Origin of the sequence: Pseudomonas sp. PA1(2017), from assembly GCF_001945375.1 — a bacterium.
GTDB lineage: Bacteria > Pseudomonadota > Gammaproteobacteria > Pseudomonadales > Pseudomonadaceae > Aquipseudomonas.
Window position 1 is genome coordinate 250,511 of sequence record NZ_MSXU01000010.1, and the last position, 17,565, is coordinate 268,075.

General features: G+C 63.5%; 15 protein-coding genes. 9 read left to right on the forward strand and 6 right to left on the reverse strand.

All coding sequences use genetic code 11. The annotated features are described in order from the left end of the window. Positions 1–25: 25 nt before the first annotated feature. Both BVH01_RS15600 and BVH01_RS15605 read right to left on the reverse strand, forming a co-directional pair. Positions 26–1,417, reverse strand: coding sequence for a sensor histidine kinase (locus BVH01_RS15600; RefSeq protein WP_075931222.1), 1,392 nt, complete (start codon positions 1,415–1,417; stop codon positions 26–28). Further along, positions 1,410–2,081 carry a response regulator gene (locus tag BVH01_RS15605; protein ID WP_139317851.1) on the reverse strand — a complete coding sequence of 224 codons (672 nt, stop codon included), beginning with the start codon at positions 2,079–2,081 and terminating at the stop codon, positions 1,410–1,412. Before BVH01_RS15605 ends, BVH01_RS15600 begins: the two co-directional genes overlap by 8 nt. Before the next feature lie 236 nt (positions 2,082–2,317). On the opposite strand from BVH01_RS15605, the gene BVH01_RS15610 reads away from it, so the two are divergent. The 6 genes from BVH01_RS15610 to BVH01_RS15635 all read left to right on the forward strand — a co-directional run bounded on the left by BVH01_RS15610 (position 2,318) and on the right by BVH01_RS15635 (position 8,130). Continuing rightward, entirely contained in the window at positions 2,318–2,998 is a 681-nt protein-coding gene (locus tag BVH01_RS15610; protein ID WP_075931224.1) for a hypothetical protein, read from the forward strand. Between the two features lie 75 nt (positions 2,999–3,073). Next, a complete protein-coding gene (locus tag BVH01_RS15615) occupies positions 3,074–4,057 on the forward strand; it encodes a tripartite tricarboxylate transporter substrate binding protein (RefSeq protein WP_075931225.1) in 984 nt (327 codons plus the stop codon). A gap of 84 nt (positions 4,058–4,141) precedes the next feature. Beyond that, entirely contained in the window at positions 4,142–4,600 is a 459-nt protein-coding gene (locus BVH01_RS15620; protein ID WP_075931226.1) for a tripartite tricarboxylate transporter TctB family protein, read from the forward strand. Positions 4,601–4,603: 3 nt separating this feature from the next. After that, on the forward strand, positions 4,604–6,118 hold the full coding sequence (locus tag BVH01_RS15625; protein ID WP_075931227.1) for a tripartite tricarboxylate transporter permease: 1,515 nt from the start codon (positions 4,604–4,606) through the stop codon (positions 6,116–6,118). After that, on the forward strand, positions 6,111–7,166 hold the full coding sequence (locus tag BVH01_RS15630; protein WP_075931228.1) for an AbrB family transcriptional regulator: 1,056 nt from the start codon (positions 6,111–6,113) through the stop codon (positions 7,164–7,166). Before BVH01_RS15625 ends, BVH01_RS15630 begins: the two co-directional genes overlap by 8 nt. A gap of 109 nt (positions 7,167–7,275) precedes the next feature. After that, complete coding sequence (locus BVH01_RS15635) at positions 7,276–8,130, forward strand: DUF6279 family lipoprotein (protein ID WP_075931229.1); 855 nt, start codon at positions 7,276–7,278, stop codon at positions 8,128–8,130. A gap of 252 nt (positions 8,131–8,382) precedes the next feature. Here the strand turns inward: BVH01_RS15635 and ung are convergent, their stop codons facing one another. Beyond that, positions 8,383–9,075, reverse strand: coding sequence for a uracil-DNA glycosylase (gene ung / locus BVH01_RS15640; protein ID WP_075931230.1), 693 nt, complete (start codon positions 9,073–9,075; stop codon positions 8,383–8,385). Between the two features lie 179 nt (positions 9,076–9,254). Here ung and BVH01_RS15645 point away from each other — a divergent pair, with 179 nt between their 5' ends. Both BVH01_RS15645 and BVH01_RS15650 read left to right on the forward strand, forming a co-directional pair. Then, a complete protein-coding gene (locus BVH01_RS15645; protein ID WP_075931231.1) occupies positions 9,255–10,073 on the forward strand; it encodes an enoyl-CoA hydratase in 819 nt (272 codons plus the stop codon). A gap of 31 nt (positions 10,074–10,104) precedes the next feature. Then, complete coding sequence (locus BVH01_RS15650) at positions 10,105–11,205, forward strand: enoyl-CoA hydratase/isomerase family protein (RefSeq protein WP_075931232.1); 1,101 nt, start codon at positions 10,105–10,107, stop codon at positions 11,203–11,205. A gap of 4 nt (positions 11,206–11,209) precedes the next feature. Here BVH01_RS15650 and BVH01_RS15655 read toward each other — a convergent pair whose 3' ends face one another. From BVH01_RS15655 to BVH01_RS15665, 3 genes are read right to left on the reverse strand one after another with little or no spacing between them, the layout of a single operon-like run. Further along, positions 11,210–12,553 (reverse strand): HlyD family type I secretion periplasmic adaptor subunit, encoded by a 1,344-nt coding sequence (locus BVH01_RS15655; protein ID WP_075931233.1) that lies wholly within the window; start codon positions 12,551–12,553, stop codon positions 11,210–11,212. 19 nt (positions 12,554–12,572) lie between these two features. Next, positions 12,573–14,729 (reverse strand): type I secretion system permease/ATPase, encoded by a 2,157-nt coding sequence (locus BVH01_RS15660; RefSeq protein WP_075931234.1) that lies wholly within the window; start codon positions 14,727–14,729, stop codon positions 12,573–12,575. Between the two features lie 32 nt (positions 14,730–14,761). Then, positions 14,762–16,114, reverse strand: coding sequence for a TolC family outer membrane protein (locus BVH01_RS15665; RefSeq protein ID WP_075931382.1), 1,353 nt, complete (start codon positions 16,112–16,114; stop codon positions 14,762–14,764). A 304-nt stretch (positions 16,115–16,418) separates the two neighbouring features. Here BVH01_RS15665 and BVH01_RS24675 point away from each other — a divergent pair. Next, positions 16,419–17,565 (forward strand): retention module-containing protein (locus tag BVH01_RS24675; RefSeq protein ID WP_218189109.1); only part of this gene is annotated, 1,147 nt, incomplete at its 3' end.

The following is a 17,565-nucleotide window of genomic DNA, read 5'->3' on the forward strand; positions in this document are numbered from 1 at the left end:
CGAGTCTCGGCTAGCACCCGTTCAGCTAGCCTGCCTCACCACGAAACACCACGCGCACCAGCAGCCCATGGGGGCTGGCCTGATGCAGGCTGATATCGGCGCGGTGGGCGCGGCAGATCTCGCCGACGATAGCCAACCCCAGGCCAGCACCCAGCCCCTGGGCCTGGCGTCGGTAGAAGCGCTCGAACACCCGCTCCCGATCTTCCTTGGGAATTCCCGGCCCATCGTCCTCGACCTCCAGCACACCCGGCTCCCTCACCCGCAGGATGACGTTGCCGCCGGCCTCGGTGTAGGCCATGGCATTGTCGACCAGGTTGCACAGCAGCTCATTGAGCAGCGTCGGCTCGCCGCGAATCCACACCGGTTGCTCGGCCTCCAGCGCCAGGGCGACGCCGCGCGAATGCGCCAGGGGCGCCAGAGCCATGCCCAGTTCCCGGGCCAGTTGGCTGAGGTCCAGGCGCAAAGCGCCGCCTTCGGCAATCGCCCGCGCACCGCTTTCGATCCGAGCCAATGACAACAGCTGGTTGGCCAGGTGAGTCAGGCGATCAGCATTGAGGGCGGCGTCCTCGAGCGTCGCGTGCCAGATACGCGGATCCTGGTCACGCAGGCCCAGTTCGACGCGCGCCTTGAGCGCCGCCAGGGGCGTACGCAGTTCGTGGGACGCATCGGCGATGAACTGCGACTGCCGCTCGAACAGGCCGCGAAGCCGGTCGTTGAACTGATTCAGGGCGTTGACCAATGGCCGCAGCTCCCTGGGCATGTCCTCGTCCGGCAGCGGGCGCAGGTCGTCACTGCTGCGCGCGGCGACCGTTCTGCGCAGGCTTTCGAGCGGTCGCAATCCGGCGCTCACCGCCAACCAGACCAGCAGCAGCGCACTGAGCGACAACAAGCCCATGCGCCACAGCGTGCCCAACAGCAGGTCGCGGGTCATGCGTTCCCGAGCGCCCTGGGTTTCAGCCACACGGATCTCGGCGACGCCACTGTAACCGGGCTCGCTGACCGGCTGCAGAAAACTGACAACTCGCACGCCCTGCCCGCGGTAATCGCCGTCGTAGAATTTGGCCAGCGCCGGATAGTCGTTGGTTCGTGGCGTATTCGGCGGCGCTGCGGGCAGGTCTTCATATCCCGAGACCAGCTCGCCCTTGGGGCCGAGCACCTGATAGTAGATACGCCCGGCGCTGTCGTAAGCGAAGGTATCCAGGGCGATATACGGCACATTGGCGCTGAGCATGCCCTCGACGGCATAAAGCCCATCGGAGATCGCCCGGGCCGACGCCAGCAGGGTACGGTCATAGGCCGTATCGGCCGCGTGGCGGGCGCTCCAGTAGGCGGTCAGACTACTGACCAGAAGGATCACCGTGAACAGCACGGCCAGCCGGCGAATCAGCCGGCCACGCAGGCTGCCTGGCCTATCCACCCGTGGCTTCCAGCAGATAACCCAGGCCGCGGAAGGTAACGATGCGCACCGCACCACCCTCGAGTTTCTTGCGCAGGCGGTGGACGTAGATCTCGATGGAATCGGCGCTCGCCTCCTCATCCAGGCCGAACACCTGAGAGGCCAACTGCTCCTTGCTCATGACGCGACCAGGCCGGGAAATCATCGCCTCGAGCACGGCCTGCTCGCGGGAAGTCAGGTTCAGACTCTCATCCAGCAGCGTGAAGCGCCGGGTATCCAGGTCGTAGACCAGATCACCGCAGCGCAGATGCTGCTCGCCACCCAGCATGCTGCGACGAAGCAAGGCCTTGACCCGCGCTTCCAGCTCGCTCAATTCGAAGGGCTTGGCCAGATAGTCGTCGGCCCCCAGGTTCAGGCCGTGCACGCGATCCTTGACCTCTCCGCGCGCCGTGAGCATCAACACCGGGATGGTCTTGCCGCGGCCACGCAAGCGAGCCAGCACCTCGAAGCCGTCCATGCGCGGCAGGCCGACATCCAGAATCGCCAGGGCGTATTCCTCGCTACCGAGCGCGAGATCAGCCGCTACGCCATCATGCAGAACATCCACCGTCCAACCCGCACTCTTGAGCGCTTGGGTGACGCTCGCCGCCAATTGCGGATGATCCTCGACCAGCAGAATTCGCACTGCAACCTCCACACAAACCATGGACTTGACCGCCATGTGTGGCGAGAGTTTACCGCTCGCGCACGAAGTTGGCAGTTACAGCATGCAAGGGCGACACATGTGCAACAACTTGCTGCATTGAAAGGTTGGTGAAAGGTTGCACTTCTAGGATCACTCCCCGGGCGGCTCGATCCTCCCATTCAGCGATTCGCACAGTGGCGTGCGGTCGTGACAACAATAACAACGGAGTACCACGCATGCCGATCGCCGCGCGCCAGGCTATCTCGTCTTCGAGCTTTTTGAGCCTCGCCCTGCCGGCTGCCCTCTTCGCCTCGCTCGCCCAGGCGAACCTCCCCGAGCACTCCGTTTCCAACCTGGAAGGTCAGGCCCAGCCAGCCATCTATCATGCCGCCGAGCCAGCGCCCCGTGATCGATGGGAAGACGCTCCGCAGCTCGAAGCAGCCCAGCAGACCAGCCAATATTCAGCCGAAAACGCCGTGGCCACCGAGCCGCCCGAGGCGGGCGAGCGCATCGTGCCCCAGCGCGCAGCCAACGAGCCAGGCGTAAACGCTCGTCGCCCGCAACCAGGCGCCCTATCTGACCAGTCGCAGCACGCAGCCGCGAACAGCGCTGCTGGCCATGCGGCCTACCTCCTCTCTTTCATCGCTTCTGCCGAACCCAGCATGGGCGGGCGGCAGACGAGTCACGACTTCAAAGCGCTCGGCGTTCCCGTCCTGCGCTCCCGTCCACTGGGCAGCCCCAGCGATCATGCTGAAGTGGCGGGCGCCGGCAGTGGCGACAGGCAAAGGGAACGTAACGTCGACTTGAAGCATGTGGCACGCAGCGCTGCCACCCGGGAAGCAGGCAGTAGCTTGGTGCCCAAGGTACAGCGCTACCGCCTCGACCGATCTGCCGAGCATTCGCGCCAGTGCGCGTAGCGAGGCTCGCCCGCACCGTGCCACTGGCCGGTGTGCTGCTGGTTACACAATAAAGACTCCAACGGAGAACAACCGATGAAAACATCTCTGCGTACCATCCTGCTGACCGCCTCTTGCCTGATGCTGGCGGGTCAAGCATTGGCCGACGAGCCTCGTCGTCCCGAGTGCATCGCGCCAGCTGCCCCCGGCGGCGGCTTCGACCTGACCTGCAAACTGGCGCAGAGCGCGCTGGTGGAAAGCAAGCTGCTCACGTCGCCGATGCGCGTGACCTACATGCCTGGCGGCGTTGGTGCGGTGGCCTATAACGCGGTAGTCGCCCAGCGCCCGTCCGAAGCGGGCACCATCACCGCCTTCTCCAGCGGCTCGCTGCTCAACCTCGCCCAGGGCAAGTTCGGCCGTTTCGACGAGAACGCCGTGAAGTGGCTGGCGGGCGTCGGCACCAGCTATGGCGCCCTGGCGGTACGCAAGGATTCGCCTTTCAAGACCCTCGATGACCTGGTCAAGGCCCTGAAGGAAAACCCAGGCAAAGTGGTCATCGGCTCCGGCGGCACCGTCGGCAGCCAGGACTGGATGCAGACCGCACTGATCGCCCGCGCCGCCGGTATCGACCCGCGCGAACTGCGCTACGTGGCGATGGAAGGTGGTGGCGAGCTGGCTACCGCCCTGCTCGGCGGCCACATCCAGGTAGCCAGTACCGACATCTCCGACTCCGTACCGCACATCGAAAGCGGTGACATGCGCATTCTCGCCGTGTTCTCCGAAGAGCGCCTGCCGGGTGACGTGGTCGCCAACATCCCGACCGCCAAGGAGCAGGGCTTCGACGTGGTGTGGCCGGTAATCCGCGGCTTCTACCTCGGCCCGAAAGTCAGCGACGAAGCGTACGCGTGGTGGAAGAACGCTTTCGATCAGCTGCTGGCCTCCGAAGACTTCGCCAAGCTGCGTGAAGACCGTGAGCTCTATCCGTTCGCCATGACCGGTGACGAGCTGGACGCCTACGTCAAGAAGCAGGTCGCGCAGTACAAGGAACTGGCCCAGGAATTCGGCCTGATCCAGCAGTAACACCCGCTCCGTATCCCTTACTCCGTCATCCTCTGGGCATTGCTCAGGGGATGCCTTTGTCATGCTCGAACGAGGACTTCCTCAATGTCACAACGCATTTTCGGCGTCGTGCTGCTGCTCGCCTGTGTCGCGCTGGGCATCGTCGCCTGGGGCTATCACGCGCCCTTCTCCTATGAGCCGGTGGGCCCGCGCGCCTACCCGATGCTGCTGCTGATCCTCATGGCTCTGGGCGCCATCTACCTGCTGGTCAAGAAACCTTCGAGCAGCGCCTCGCACAGCGACGAGCCGCCTCTGGACCGTCACGTGATCAGCAAGGTGGTCGGCTGCGTGGTGATCCTCACCATCTATGCCGCCCTGTTCGAACCTCTGGGTTTCGTGCCGGCCAGCCTGATCTTCGGTATCGCCATGGCCCGCCTGTACGAAGGCACCTGGGTCGCCAGCGTGATTTCCGGCGTCGTACTGGCCATCGGTCTGTACCTGCTGTTCGACAAAATCCTCGACGTACCGCTGCCGCTCGGCATCCTGTCCTCCCTGGAGATCTGATCCGTGGATACTTTTAGCTACCTGGGTCAGGGCTTCGGCGTTGCCCTGAGCCCCTACAACCTGTTCACCGCGCTGTGTGGCACCCTGATCGGCACCATCGTCGGCCTGCTGCCGGGCCTGGGCCCGATCAACGGCGTGGCCCTGCTGATTCCGATCGCCTTCGCCCTCGGCCTGCCGCCGGAAACCGCGCTGATCCTGCTGGCTGCCGTGTACCTGGGCTGTGAATACGGCGGTCGTATTTCCTCGATCCTGCTGAACATCCCGGGCGAAGCTTCGGCGGTGATGACCACCCTGGACGGCTACCCACTGGCCCGTCAGGGCAAAGCCGGTGTCGCCCTGTCGATCTCCGCCTGGAGCTCGTTCGTCGGTGGCCTGATGGCAACTTGCGGTGTGGTGATCTTCGCCCCGCTGCTGGCCAAGTGGGCGGTAGCCTTCGGCCCAGCCGAATACTTCGTGCTGATGGTGTTCGCCATCGTCTGCCTGGCGGGCATGGCCGGCAACAAACCAATGAAGACCGCGATCGCGGCCTGTATTGGCTTGTTCCTGTCGTGCGTCGGCATCGATTCGAACAGCGGCGTGTACCGCTTCACCTTCGGCAGCCTCGGCCTGGCCGACGGCATCCAGTTCGTGGTGTTGGTGCTCGGTCTGTTCTCGGTCAGCGAGATCCTCGTGCTGCTGGAGCGCACCCACCATGGCCAGAAGGCCATCGAAGCCAAAGGCCGCATGCTGTTCAACCTCAAGGAAGGCCTGTCGGTACTGGCCACCAACCTGCGCAGCGGCGCGGTCGGTTTCGGCCTGGGCATCCTGCCGGGCGCCGGTGCGACCCTGGCCAGCGCCGTGGCCTACATGAGCGAGAAGCGCCTGGCCCACAAGGACAACAAGTTCGGCAATGGTGACCTGCGCGGCCTGGCCGCTCCGGAAACCGCCAACAGCGCCTCGGCCTGCGGCTCCATGGTGCCGATGCTGACCTTAGGCGTTCCTGGCTCAGGCACCACTGCGGTGATGCTCGGCGCCCTGACGCTGTACAACATCACCCCCGGCCCGCTGCTGTTCCAGAACCAGCCGGACATCGTCTGGGGTCTGATCGCCTCGCTGTTCGTGGCCAATGTCATGCTCATCGTGATGAACGTGCCGATGATCAAGGTGTTCACCAAGATCCTTGCCGTGCCTTACTGGGCCCTGGTGCCAGCCATCGCCATCATCACCTCGATCGGCGTTTACGCCGTGCACGCCACCGCGTTCGACCTGTATCTGATGATCGGCATCGGCATCGCCGGCTACATCCTGCGCAAGATGGACTTCCCGCTGTCGGCCATCCTGCTGGGCTTCATCCTCGGCGGCCTGATGGAACAGAACCTGCGCCGCGCCCTGTCGATATCCAATGGTGACTTGGGCATCCTGTTCGCCAGCCCGATCACCTGGGGCGTGTGGACCCTGATCGTGGCGATGATCGCCCTGCCGTTCTACCGCGCCTGGCGCAAGCGCAGCCAGCGCAAGGCCGAAGCGGCCAATGCCTGATAGCGTTGACCCGCAAGGCAACTCCAAGCACCTGCGCAACTGGTGGCTCACGCCGCTGGTTGGCGCAGTCGGTGGTTATCTGGCCAGCCTCATCGGCTGGCCTTTGCCTTGGGTGATCGGATCCCTGCTGGCAGTGATCCTGCTGCGCTGCAGCGGCGTACTCAGTCAGGAAATGCCCGGTGGTCGCCAGGTCGGCCAGTGGCTGGTGGCCGCCGGAATCGGCCTGCACTTCACCAGCGAAGTGCTCGAGCAGGTGCTCGGCAACCTGACGATCATCCTCTTCGGCGCCCTCGCCACCCTCGCGCTCAGCGCCATCGGCATTGCCGGCCTGCGCCGCTCCGGCGTGGATCGCGCTACGGCGTTCTTCGCCAGCATGCCCGGCGGTGCCAGCGAAATGGTCAACTTGTCCCGCCGCCACGGCGCCCAGCCGGCACGCATCGCCGCTGCGCACAGTGTGCGGCTGTTGATGGTCATTCTGCTGATTCCGGCGCTGTTCACCTGGGGCTTGCCGCCCACCGAACCCGTACCAGCCATGCCAGTGGACTGGTTCTGGCTGGCGATCCTGCTGCCTGCGGGTGCGCTGCTGGCCTTGCTTTGGCGACGGCTCGGGCAACCCAACCCGTGGATGCTCGGCCCGTTGACGCTGTGCGCCGCGGCCAGCGTGACCTTCGATCTGCATATCGGCATGCCCGGCTGGCTCGGTCAGCTCGGCCAGTGGCTGATCGGCTGCGCCCTGGGCTGTCATTTCGACCGGGCGTTCTTCCGCAGCGCCCCCAGCTTCCTCGCTCGGGTGGTGGTGTTCACGCTGCTGGCGATGATCGTCACGGCGCTGCTCGGTTCGGCCATCGGCTGGGTGAGCGGCATCGAGTCGGTTTCGCTGATGCTCGGCATGATGCCCGGCGGCATCACCGAACTGTGCCTGACCGCAGAAGCGTTGCAGCTATCGGTTGCCCTGGTCACGGCGCTACAGGCCCTGCGCCTGTTCCTGGTAATGTTCCTGGCCGAGCCCCTCTACCGCCTGTGGCAGCATCACTCGCCGCAGCCCTGATCTCTCCTGCCCGACTTAGCGTCGGGCTTTTTTTAGCGGATATGTCCACGCGCGTGCTGTCGACATGGCTGGCTTACTCTTGTTCAGGTGCCTACTGCGAGGAGTCGACATGTCCGCTTATCTGAAAAGCCTGCTCCTGCTGCTTGCGATCGGCCTGCTGGTCAGTGCCTGTGGCAAGGCCAGCCTGGCCTATCGCAACCTGGACTGGGTGATTCCCTGGCGAGTGAATCAGTATCTGGACCTCGACTCACAACAGAAGGCCTGGCTCAAGCCAAAGGTACAGGAGCACCTGGCCTGGCACTGCAGCACCGAGCTGCCGCGCTATGTGGACTGGCTACAGCGCACACAGGATCTGCTTCAGGAGCCTGCGCCGGACGCTACCCAACTGGAAGCCCAGATGATCGAAGCCGAGCAGGCGTTTCACACCATCGTTCGGGAAACCAATCCCACGGCGGTTGCGCTGCTCGCCGATCTACGCCCCGAACAGGTCGACCGGCTTTACGCACGCATGGAAAAAGACAATCGCGAAGACCGCCAGGAGTTTCTCGAACCGCCATTGCAAACCCAGATCAGCGAGCGCGCCGAGCGCCTGGAAAAGCGCCTGAAACCCTGGTTCGGCACATTCAACGAGATGCAGCGGGCACGCATCGGCCAGTGGGCCAGCGAACGCCGCGACCAGAACCGCCAATGGCTGGAGAATCGTACGCGTTGGCAGGATGAATTTCGCAGCGTGCTCGATCATCGTGACGCCGAGGATTTCGCCCAGCGCATGAGCCATGTGCTGGAGAACCGCCGTGGCGCCCATGACGCACGGGCGACCCAGGCCTACGAGCAATCACGCCTGGCGATGGCCGCCCTGCTCAGCGACCTGCTGGCCGCTGCTGACGAGCAGCAGCGCAACCGGGTGAACGAGCGCCTCGCGTCGTTGCAGAGCGACCTGGCCGGGCAGATCTGCTCCGGCTGATCGGCCCCAAGAGCCTGTTCACGATCTTCATGCCGGGCTTTATCTATTTTGACTGCAATGCGGCGGTAGCGGCCGTTATCCGATCCATTGTGGGAGCCGCGACCTCGCGGCGAATCGCTCAGGCACCGCCGAAATAGGCAGTCAGGCTGCAATCGTTTCGCCCCGAGGTCGGGGCTCCCACAGGTTGGTTTGAGTGTCTGCTTCTGCCTTGTAGCTGCCCGTGCGCACATCCAGAAAGATCGTGAACGAGCGTTAAGCCGGTGGCAGGCGCCAGTCGATTGCCGTCAGCCCGTGCTGCTCGAGAAACTTGTTGGTGCGGCTGAAGTGGCCATTGCCGATGAAGCCCCGATGAGCGGACAGCGGTGAGGGATGGGGCGAGCGCAGTACCAGGTGTTTGCTGGTGTCGATCAGCCGCTCCTTGCTCTGCGCATGGGCACCCCACAGCAGGAACACCAGATGGGGGCGCTGCTCGCTGACCACCGAAATGATCCGATCGGTGAACGGCTGCCAGCCCTTGGCGGCGTGGGAGCCGGCGTTGGCCCGCTCGACGGTGAGCGAGGTATTGAGCAGCAGCACGCCCTGTTCCGCCCAGGACTGCAAATAACCGTGGTTGGGAATATCGATATTGAGATCGCGCTTGAGCTCTTTGTAGATGTTCACCAGCGACGGTGGCGTGGCCACGCCCGGCTGCACCGAGAAACACAGGCCATGGGCCTGACCAGGGCCGTGGTAGGGGTCCTGGCCGATGATGACCACTTTCACCTGATCGAGCGGCGTGGAGTCCAGCGCGTTGAAGATCAGCGGGCCCGGTGGATAGATCTCCTTGCCAGCAGCCTTTTCCTGACGCAGAAAATCACCCAGGGCGCTCATGTAGGGTTTGTCGAACTCGTCATGAAGCGCCTGTTTCCAGCCGGCCTCCAGCTTGACCTTGTCTGCGGCGGACATGCCTGCTCCCGGTAATTCAATGAAACCGGCACGCTAGAGAAGCCTACAGACCAAGTCAAGGCGCCGCCCGATACTCAGGTTGGCGGCGGCGATTTCTGACCCAAAGGTGAATCGCACGGCGCAACGCTGAGCAACCTTTGGCGCTACAGTTAAGGCAACACCGCTGAAGAGGACGACTCATGAGTACGGCACTTGAACCCTACAAACCCGGCATCTTCGACCTGACCCACAAACTAACGGTGGAAAAGCACGGCCACACCGCCCTGCTCACCATCAACAACCCGCCTGCCAACACCTGGGACCGTGAATCGCTGATCGGCCTCAAACAGCTCATCGACCACCTGGACCGTGACGACGACATCTATGCGCTGGTCATCACCGGCCAGGGCGGCAAGTTCTTCTCGGCCGGGGCTGACCTGAAATTGTTCGCTGATGGCGACAAGGCCCGCGCCCGCGAGATGGCCAGCCGCTTCGGCGAGGCCTTCGAACGGCTCAGTGCCTTCCGCGGCGTATCCATCGCCGCCATCAACGGCTATGCCATGGGCGGCGGCCTGGAGTGCGCCCTGGCGTGCGACATCCGCATCGCCGAGCGCCAGGCCATGATGGCCTTGCCGGAGGCCAGCGTGGGCCTGCTGCCTTGCGCCGGCGGCACCCAGAACCTGCCCTGGCTGGTCGGCGAAGGCTGGGCCAAACGGATGATTCTCTGCGGCGAACGGGTCGATGCCGACACGGCGCTGCGCATCGGCCTGGTGGAACAGGTGGTCGATACCGGCGAAGCCCGCGGCCACGCCCTGCTGCTGGCCGCCAAGGTCGCCAGCCAGAGCCCGGTGGCGGTGCGCGCCATCAAACCCTTGATCCAGGGCGCCCGTGAACGCGCGCCGACCACCTGGCTACCTGCCGAACGCGAGCGTTTCGTCGACCTGTTCGACGCGGCCGATACCCGCGAAGGGGTCAACGCCTTTCTGGAAAAACGCACGGCCAACTGGCGCAATCAATGATGCTCACCGGCAACAGCCTTTGGAAATGCTCATGAATGTAACCTTCGAAGAACGCCCAAGCCTGCATGGCTATCGCGTCGCCATTGCCAGCCTGGATGCGCCGGCAAGCCTCAATGCCCTCTCGCTGCCGATGATCGATGCCCTGCAGGATCGCCTGCGGGTTTGGGCCGAAGATGCCGATATCGCCTGCGTGCTACTGCGGGGCAACGGCAGCAAGGCGTTCTGCGCCGGCGGCGATGTGGTGCAGCTGGCCAAACAGTGCCTGGCCAGCCCCGGCGAAGCACCCGAACTCGCCGAGCGCTTCTTCGCCCGCGAATACCGCCTCGACCACTACCTGCACACTTATCCCAAGCCACTGATCTGCTGGGCCCATGGCCATGTGCTGGGCGGCGGCATGGGATTGCTGCAGGGTGCGGGGATTCGCATCGTCACACCAAGCAGTCGCCTGGCCATGCCGGAGATCAGCATCGGCCTGTTCCCGGACGTGGGCGGCAGTCACTTCCTCTCCCGCCTGCCCGGCAAGCTGGGCCTGTTCTTTGGCTTGACGGCCAGCCCTCTGAATGCCCGCGACGCCCTCGACCTGAACCTGGCCGACCGCTTCCTGCTCGACACCCAGCAGGACACTCTGATCGACGGGCTGATTCAGTTGAACTGGCGAAACCAGGCCGACCTGCAACTGCACAGCCTGCTCAAGGCACTCGAGCAGCAGGCCCGCGGCGAGCTGCCAGCCGCGCAGTGGCTACCGCGCCGCGAACTCATCGATGCCCTGCTCGACCAGGCCAACCTGCCACTGAGCTGGCAGGCCCTGGCCAATCTGGAAAACGATGACGACGCCCTGCTCGCCAAGGCCGCCAAGACCATGCTTGGCGGCAGCCCGTTGACCGGTCACCTGGTGTGGGAGCAGATCAGGCGCGCCCGGCACCTGTCATTGGCGCAGGTATTTCGCATGGAATATGGCATGAGCCTGAATTGCTGCCGCCACCCGGAGTTCGCCGAAGGCGTACGGGCCAGACTGATCGACAAGGATCACGCCCCGCACTGGCACTGGCCGGACGTCAGCCAGGTGCCGCAGCAGGTGATCGCCGCGCATTTCGCCGCGCTGGACGATCACCCCCTGGCCGACCTGGCCTGATCGATCAACGCTCGCGCAGCGCCTCGGCGCGTGCGCGAATGATCGGTTTGAGCAGGTAGCTGAGTACGCTCTTCTTGCCGGTGATGATGTCCACCGAGGTGACCATGCCTGGGATGATCAGCAACGGGTGATCGTCGGTGCCGAGGTGGCTTTTCTCGGTGCGCAACTTGATCAGGTAGAAGCTGTTGCCTTCCTCATCGGTCACCGTGTCCGCGCCGATCTGCTCGAGCTTGGCCTTCAGGCCGCCGTAGATGGTGTAGTCATAGGCGGTGAACTTGACCACGGCTTCCTGGCCCGGGTGCAGGAAGGCGATGTCCTGCGGGCGAATGCGCGCCTCGACCAGAATGGTGTCGTCGATGGGCACGATTTCCACCATGTCGCTGCCCGGCTGGATGACGCCACCGATGGTATTGACTAGCAACTGTTTTACGATCCCCCGCACTGGCGAGGTGACCAGAGTACGATTGACCCGATCCTCCAGTGCCTTGCCGGTGGATTCGATCTTGCTGAGGTCGGTGCGCGCCTCGTTCAACTGCGTCAGCGCCTCGCTGCGAAAGCGCCCACGGGTTTCGTCGATCTTGCGCTCCACTTCCTTGATCGCTGCCTCGGCACGCGGGATGGCCAGGCCGGTCGCCTCCAACTGACCACGAGCTTCCACCTCAGCGCGCTTGAGGCGCAGCACCTCGACCGGAGACACGGCGCCTTCGGCCACCAGCGGCTCGGACATGCGGATTTCCTGACGCAGCAACTCCAGGCTGTTACGGAATTGGCCCTGCTTGGACGCGTATTCGCGTACTTCCTGGCGACGCTGGGTCAATTGCTCCTGCAGCCCGGCGACCTCGTCCTGCAGTTGCTGCTGGCGGCTGAGAAACAGCGCCCTTTCGCTCTGCGCAAGGCCTGGTGCCTTGGCAGCGATGTCCTCGGGAATGGCCAGCTCGCGACCTTCGACCTCGGCGCTCAGGCGCTCGACGCGCATGGCCAGCGACAACCGATCGGCCTCGGTCTCACCCACGTTCGACGCGAAGCGCGTGTCGTCCAGGCGCAGCAAGGGCGTACCGGCCTCGACCACCTGCCCTTCATGGACGAACAGCTCGGAAACGATGCCGCCTTCCAGGTTCTGGATCTTCTGCACACGCGAGGATGGAATGGCCTTGCCGTCACCGCGGGTCACTTCGTCGACTTCAGCGAAGTTGGCCCACAACAAGCAGAACATCACGAAGGCAATGATGCCCCACAGAGTGAGGCGCAAAACCCTGGGCGCATCTTCGATGAGCGCCTTGCGAACTTCCGGCAGGGGTTCGTCGCCGACCTCGTCACGGGGGCCGAAATAAGAAGCGGCGGCGCGCATGAAGCGCTGGAAGGAGTCCTTAACTGACACTGATCTGCCCCTTCTTCAATGCCTCCATGACGCTCTCTTTCGGGCCGTCGGCAATGATGCGCCCACGGTCGACGATGACCAGCCGCTCCACCAGCGTCAGCATCGAGGCCCGGTGGGTGACCAGCAGCAACGTCTTGTTCTTGCTGATGGCAGCCAGGCGCTGCTTGAGGCGCTCTTCGCCGGTGTTGTCCATCGCACTGGTAGGCTCGTCGAGCAGCAGAATCGGCGGATCCAGCAACAATGCCCGCGCCAGAGCCACGTTCTGGCGCTGACCGCCGGAAAGATTCTGGCCGCGTTCACCCACCTGCAGCTCGTAGCCGTTGGGGTGCAAACGGGCGAACTCGTGCACGCCGGCCAGCTCGGCAGCCTGCAGCACCAGTTCGTCCTCGACGTAACGCGCGCCCGAAACCAGGTTGTCGCGCAGGGTGCCGGCGAACAGCTGAATGTCCTGGGGCACGTAGCCGATGTTGTAGCGCACGTCGCTGACATCCAGCTGGCGCACATCGATCCCGTCGACCAGCAAGCTGCCGGCATCGGACTGGTAAAGCCCGACGATCAACTTGGCCAGGGAGCTCTTGCCGGAACCGCTACGCCCGATGATGCCGACCTTTTCCCCGGGGCGGATCACCAGGTTGATGCTCTGCAAGGCGGCCTGCTGCTGATCCGGGTAGTGGAAGTCCAACTGGCGGAATTCGATGCCGCCCTGCAGCGTCTGGCGCTTGAGCGGGCGTTCGTCGGCCTGGCGCTCCTGCGGCAGTTCCATCATCTGGTTGACCGAATCCAGCGTCACGCGTGCCTGCTGGTATCGGATCAGCAGACCCGACACCTGTGCCAGCGGCCCCAGAGCCCGGGAGCTGAGCATGTAGCAGGCGATCAGGCCGCCCATGCTCAGGTTGCCAGCGATGATCTGGTAAACCCCCAGCACGATGATCACCACACCGGCGAGTTGCTGCAGCAACAGCGTCGAGTTCATCGCCAGGCTCGACAACATACGCGCCTTGAGCTCGAAGCGGCCCAGGGTGCCGATGGTCTGCTCCCAGATGTACTGGCGCTCGCTTTCCGCGTTATTGACCTTGATCGCATCGAGGCCGGCCAGGCTTTCGATCAGCCCGGACTGCCGCTCGGCCGCCAGGGCCATACTGCGTTCCATGGTCTTGGCCAGCGGCTTTTGCAGCGCCCAGCCGATCAGCGCGACCAGCGGGAAAGCCAGGATGGGGATCCACACCAGATGCCCGCCCAGGTAGGCGATGACCGCGAGAATCAGAATGGTGAACGGCAGGTCGATGACGCTGGCCAGCGTCAGCGACGCCAGGAAGTCACGCAGGCTCTGAAACTCGTGAATGTTCTGGGCGAAGCTGCCGACCCGTGCCGGGCGATGCTTCATCGCCATGCCGACGATGCGCTCGAACAGGGTGGCCGAGATGATCATGTCGGTCTTCTTGCCGGCCAGATCCAGGCACAGGCCGCGCAATGTCTTGAGCAGCAGATCGAAGATGAACACCCCGCAGATACCGATCGCCAGCACCCACAAGGTGGCCTCGGCCTGGTTGGGTACGACGCGGTCGTAGACGTTCATCACGAACAGCGGGGTGACCAGGCCGATCAGGTTGATCAGCAGACTGGCCGCGACGGCATCGATGTAAAGCCAGCGCGAACGCTTGAGGGTATCTTTGAACCACGAGCTGGCACGGGGAATGAGCTCGCCACGGGTGAAGTCGAACTTGTGCTGAGGCTGAGCGAAGAACACCCGGCCGCTGTAATCCTCGGCCAGGGTTTCAATGCTGACCCGTACCTCGCCGCCTTCCGTCTCGCTGGGCATGATGCGCGCCTGCCCATCGGCCTCCCAGCCAAGCAGCAGCGCACTGCGGCCGTCGCGCAGCAACAGCAGCGCGGGCAAAGCCAACTCGGGAATCTTGTCGAGATTGCGACGCAACCAGCGGCCCTGAAGGCCTGCGCGGGCAGCCGCCCGGGGCAGCAATTCGGCGCTCAGGCGCTGCTTGGGCAGCGGCAGCCCGGCAGTGAGCATGGCCCGGCTGACGGACTTCTGATGGAGACTGCACAACGACAGCAAACTATCCAGCAGTGGATCGTCGTAACGGTCACGAGGATCATTACGTGGCTGGGATGGATCAGGTTCTACTGCCACTGCACATTTACCCTTACCTAAAAAACCGAACTCTAGTTCATGTTGGGCAGTTGCACATTAGTCTTGATGGTATCCAGCGGCACGGAGGCCATCGGTGCCGAGATTCCCTGGCTTTTGAGCAGCGTACCGGTGGTGGCCTTGATGCGGTAATGGGTGAACAGTTCGGTAAAGCGAACTTCCTGCAGGCGACGGGCGGCGGTGAAGTATTCGTTTTCGCTGTCCAGCAGATCCAGCAGGGTGCGTTCACCCAGGCCGAACTGCTTCTGGTAGGAGTCGCGCACCCGCGAGCTGTGGTCGACGTACTGCTGGGCGATCGGCAATTGCGCACGGGCATTCTGCAGTGCATTCCAAGCCAGGCCGACTTCTTCGTTGAGTACGCGCAACGCATTGTTGCGAATGTCCATGGCCTGGTTGCTCAGGTACGCCCTGGAACGCACGTTGGCGCTGTCGCTACCGCCTGCATAGAGGTTGTAGCGCATGCGCACCATCGCCTGCCATTCCTTGTTTTCGCCGTCCACGCCATCGATATTGTTGTTGAGGCCAGTGGACACTTCTGCGTCGAAGCGTGGGTAGTAAGTGCTTTTCGCCGCGGCGTACTGCGCCTCGGTTGCCTTGACGTCGGCCTCGGCCGAACTGATGTTGGGGTTATTGGCCAACAGCTCGTCACGGGCAGCTGTCAGGCTTTCGGGCAGGTGCACACCCATGCTGTCCGGCATGCTCAAATCGGCGGGCTCGCGGCCCACCACGCTCAGGTAGGTGACCTGGGCATCGGCCAGGTTGGTCTGCTCGGTCAGCAGGTTGTTGCGTGCCTGGGCCAGGCGCGCCTCGGCCTGATCGAGATCGGCCATGCGACCCACGCCGCGTTCGCTACGCAGGGAAATCTGATCGTAGATGCGCTCGTGGCTGCGCAGGTTCTCTTCCGCCAAGCGCGCCAGTTCCTGGCGCTGCAGAACATCCAGGTAAACCTGGGCGACTTCCAGCGCGGTGCGCTCGGAATTGGCCAGCAACGAATAGGCGCGGGCATTGACCGTGGCGCGCTGACGCGCGACTTCGTTGCGGGTGGCGAAACCGTCGAAGAGCATCTGCTGGACGGTCAGGCTGGACTCGGAGCGATTGAGCGTCCGGTAACCCCGGTCATCACTGGCGCGGGTACTGTTGTTCTCGGTACCTTCACGGCCATAACCGGCCTGCACGTCGACACGCGGCAGGTAACCTGCACGCGCTGCTTTCATGTCCTCCTCGACCGCCAGCCGCGCATTGATTCCAGACTGGATTTCAGGATGCACGGTGAGTGCGTTCTGCATGGCCTCGGTCAACGTCTGCGCCTGGGCTGAAACGGAAATGGCGAGGGCAAGAGGAAGCGTGGCAATGAAACGCATGGTCAGTAAATTCCCTGTTAAGGCCGGCATGTTTTATCGGTATAGATCAAGTCGCTGAGCAACCGGCCGAAGACTATCATTGCCACTGAACTTCAGTGTTTGGCAGAAGACAAAACAGCTGAAAATATCAAAGTGACATCAACTGGTCCGATTGTTTATGATCAGACCCGAAGGGTCAATACTCTGGCGGCAACCCTGGAGCAATAAATTTCCGCCAATTATATGACGCCATATTTTCAGCAGTATCCGCTATAAATCGGTATAGACGCATTTCACAGATTTTACCTCGCGCATGCGCATGGAGCTGGTTATGAGCAATTTCGCCGCCGTCATCAAATCTTTGATTGGCCAAGTCTTCGTTACCTCGGTCGACGGAGTTCGGCGTCAGGTATTTGAGGGGGACCGCATCTTCGCTGGCGAGCAGGTCACCACGGCCGATGGTGGCTCCGTGACGCTCGAGATGGCGAACGGCGAAACCGTCAAGCTCGGTGCCAACAGCTCCTGGCAAGCCGGCAATCCAGATACTCAGAATGCTGCCGAAGCCGCGCAGGCACCCACCAGTGAACTCGAGCAGGCCCTGGCGGCGGGCATGGACCCCACCGTCGACCTCGAGCCGACCGCTGCAGGCCCTGGCGCAGGTGGCGGCGGTGGCAGCGCAGGTGGCGGCCATAGCGCTGTAATGCTCAGCGAGACGGCGCAGCGCGTCGACCCGACGATCGGTTTCCAGACTACCGGCCTGGGTACTCCGGGCTTCAACCTGATCCAGGATAACGACCCCGCCATTTTTACTGCCCCGGCAGCCACCGCCACCACTGCGCCTGACACCACCGCGCCAGTCGTGACCATCAGCATCGACCCGATCACTGGCGATGACGTGCTCAACAGCGCAGAGCTCGGTTCCGCCACGGTAAACATCACCGGTACGGTTGGCGGCGAAGCTCGGGTTGGCGATGCAATCACGTTGAACCTGGGTGGAAACGTGTATAGCGGCACGGTCATCGCGCTCGGCAATGGGGCGCTGGGCTTCAGCATTCCGGTCAGCAGCGCTGACCTCGGTACCTTCAGCAGCATCAGCGCAACGGTTAGCAGCGCCGATGCGGCAGGTAACGTCGGCACCGCCACGGCGAATCGGCCCTATACCGTCGATACCACTGCGCCGGTCATCACTGTCGATGCTCCGGCCGTCACCAACGACACCACGCCGACCATCACCGGTACTACCGATGCGCCGGTGGGCAGCGTCGTTACGCTGACTATCACTCAGAACGGTTCAACCTTCACCGTTACCACGCCGGTTCTGGCTGGCGGTACCTACAGCGTCGAGCTGACTCAGCCGTTGGCGGAAGGCCCGTACACTGTCGATGCGCAGGTAACCGATACCGCCGGCAACACCGGTTCGGCCAACGACAGCGGCGCCATCGACACCACCGCTCCGCTGATCACCGTCGATGCGCCGG

Coding starts and splice junctions, on each gene's coding strand:
- BVH01_RS15620 (WP_075931226.1), top strand. CDS start 4,142: ATGTCACAACGCATTTTCGGCGTCGTGCTGCTGCTCGCCTGTGTCGCG.
- BVH01_RS15655 (WP_075931233.1), bottom strand. CDS start 12,553: ATGCGCGCCGCCGCTTCTTATTTCGGCCCCCGTGACGAGGTCGGCGAC.
- BVH01_RS15630 (WP_075931228.1), top strand. CDS start 6,111: ATGCCTGATAGCGTTGACCCGCAAGGCAACTCCAAGCACCTGCGCAAC.
- BVH01_RS15635 (WP_075931229.1), top strand. CDS start 7,276: ATGTCCGCTTATCTGAAAAGCCTGCTCCTGCTGCTTGCGATCGGCCTG.
- ung (WP_075931230.1), bottom strand. CDS start 9,075: ATGTCCGCCGCAGACAAGGTCAAGCTGGAGGCCGGCTGGAAACAGGCG.
- BVH01_RS15645 (WP_075931231.1), top strand. CDS start 9,255: ATGAGTACGGCACTTGAACCCTACAAACCCGGCATCTTCGACCTGACC.
- BVH01_RS15650 (WP_075931232.1), top strand. CDS start 10,105: ATGAATGTAACCTTCGAAGAACGCCCAAGCCTGCATGGCTATCGCGTC.
- BVH01_RS15610 (WP_075931224.1), top strand. CDS start 2,318: ATGCCGATCGCCGCGCGCCAGGCTATCTCGTCTTCGAGCTTTTTGAGC.
- BVH01_RS15615 (WP_075931225.1), top strand. CDS start 3,074: ATGAAAACATCTCTGCGTACCATCCTGCTGACCGCCTCTTGCCTGATG.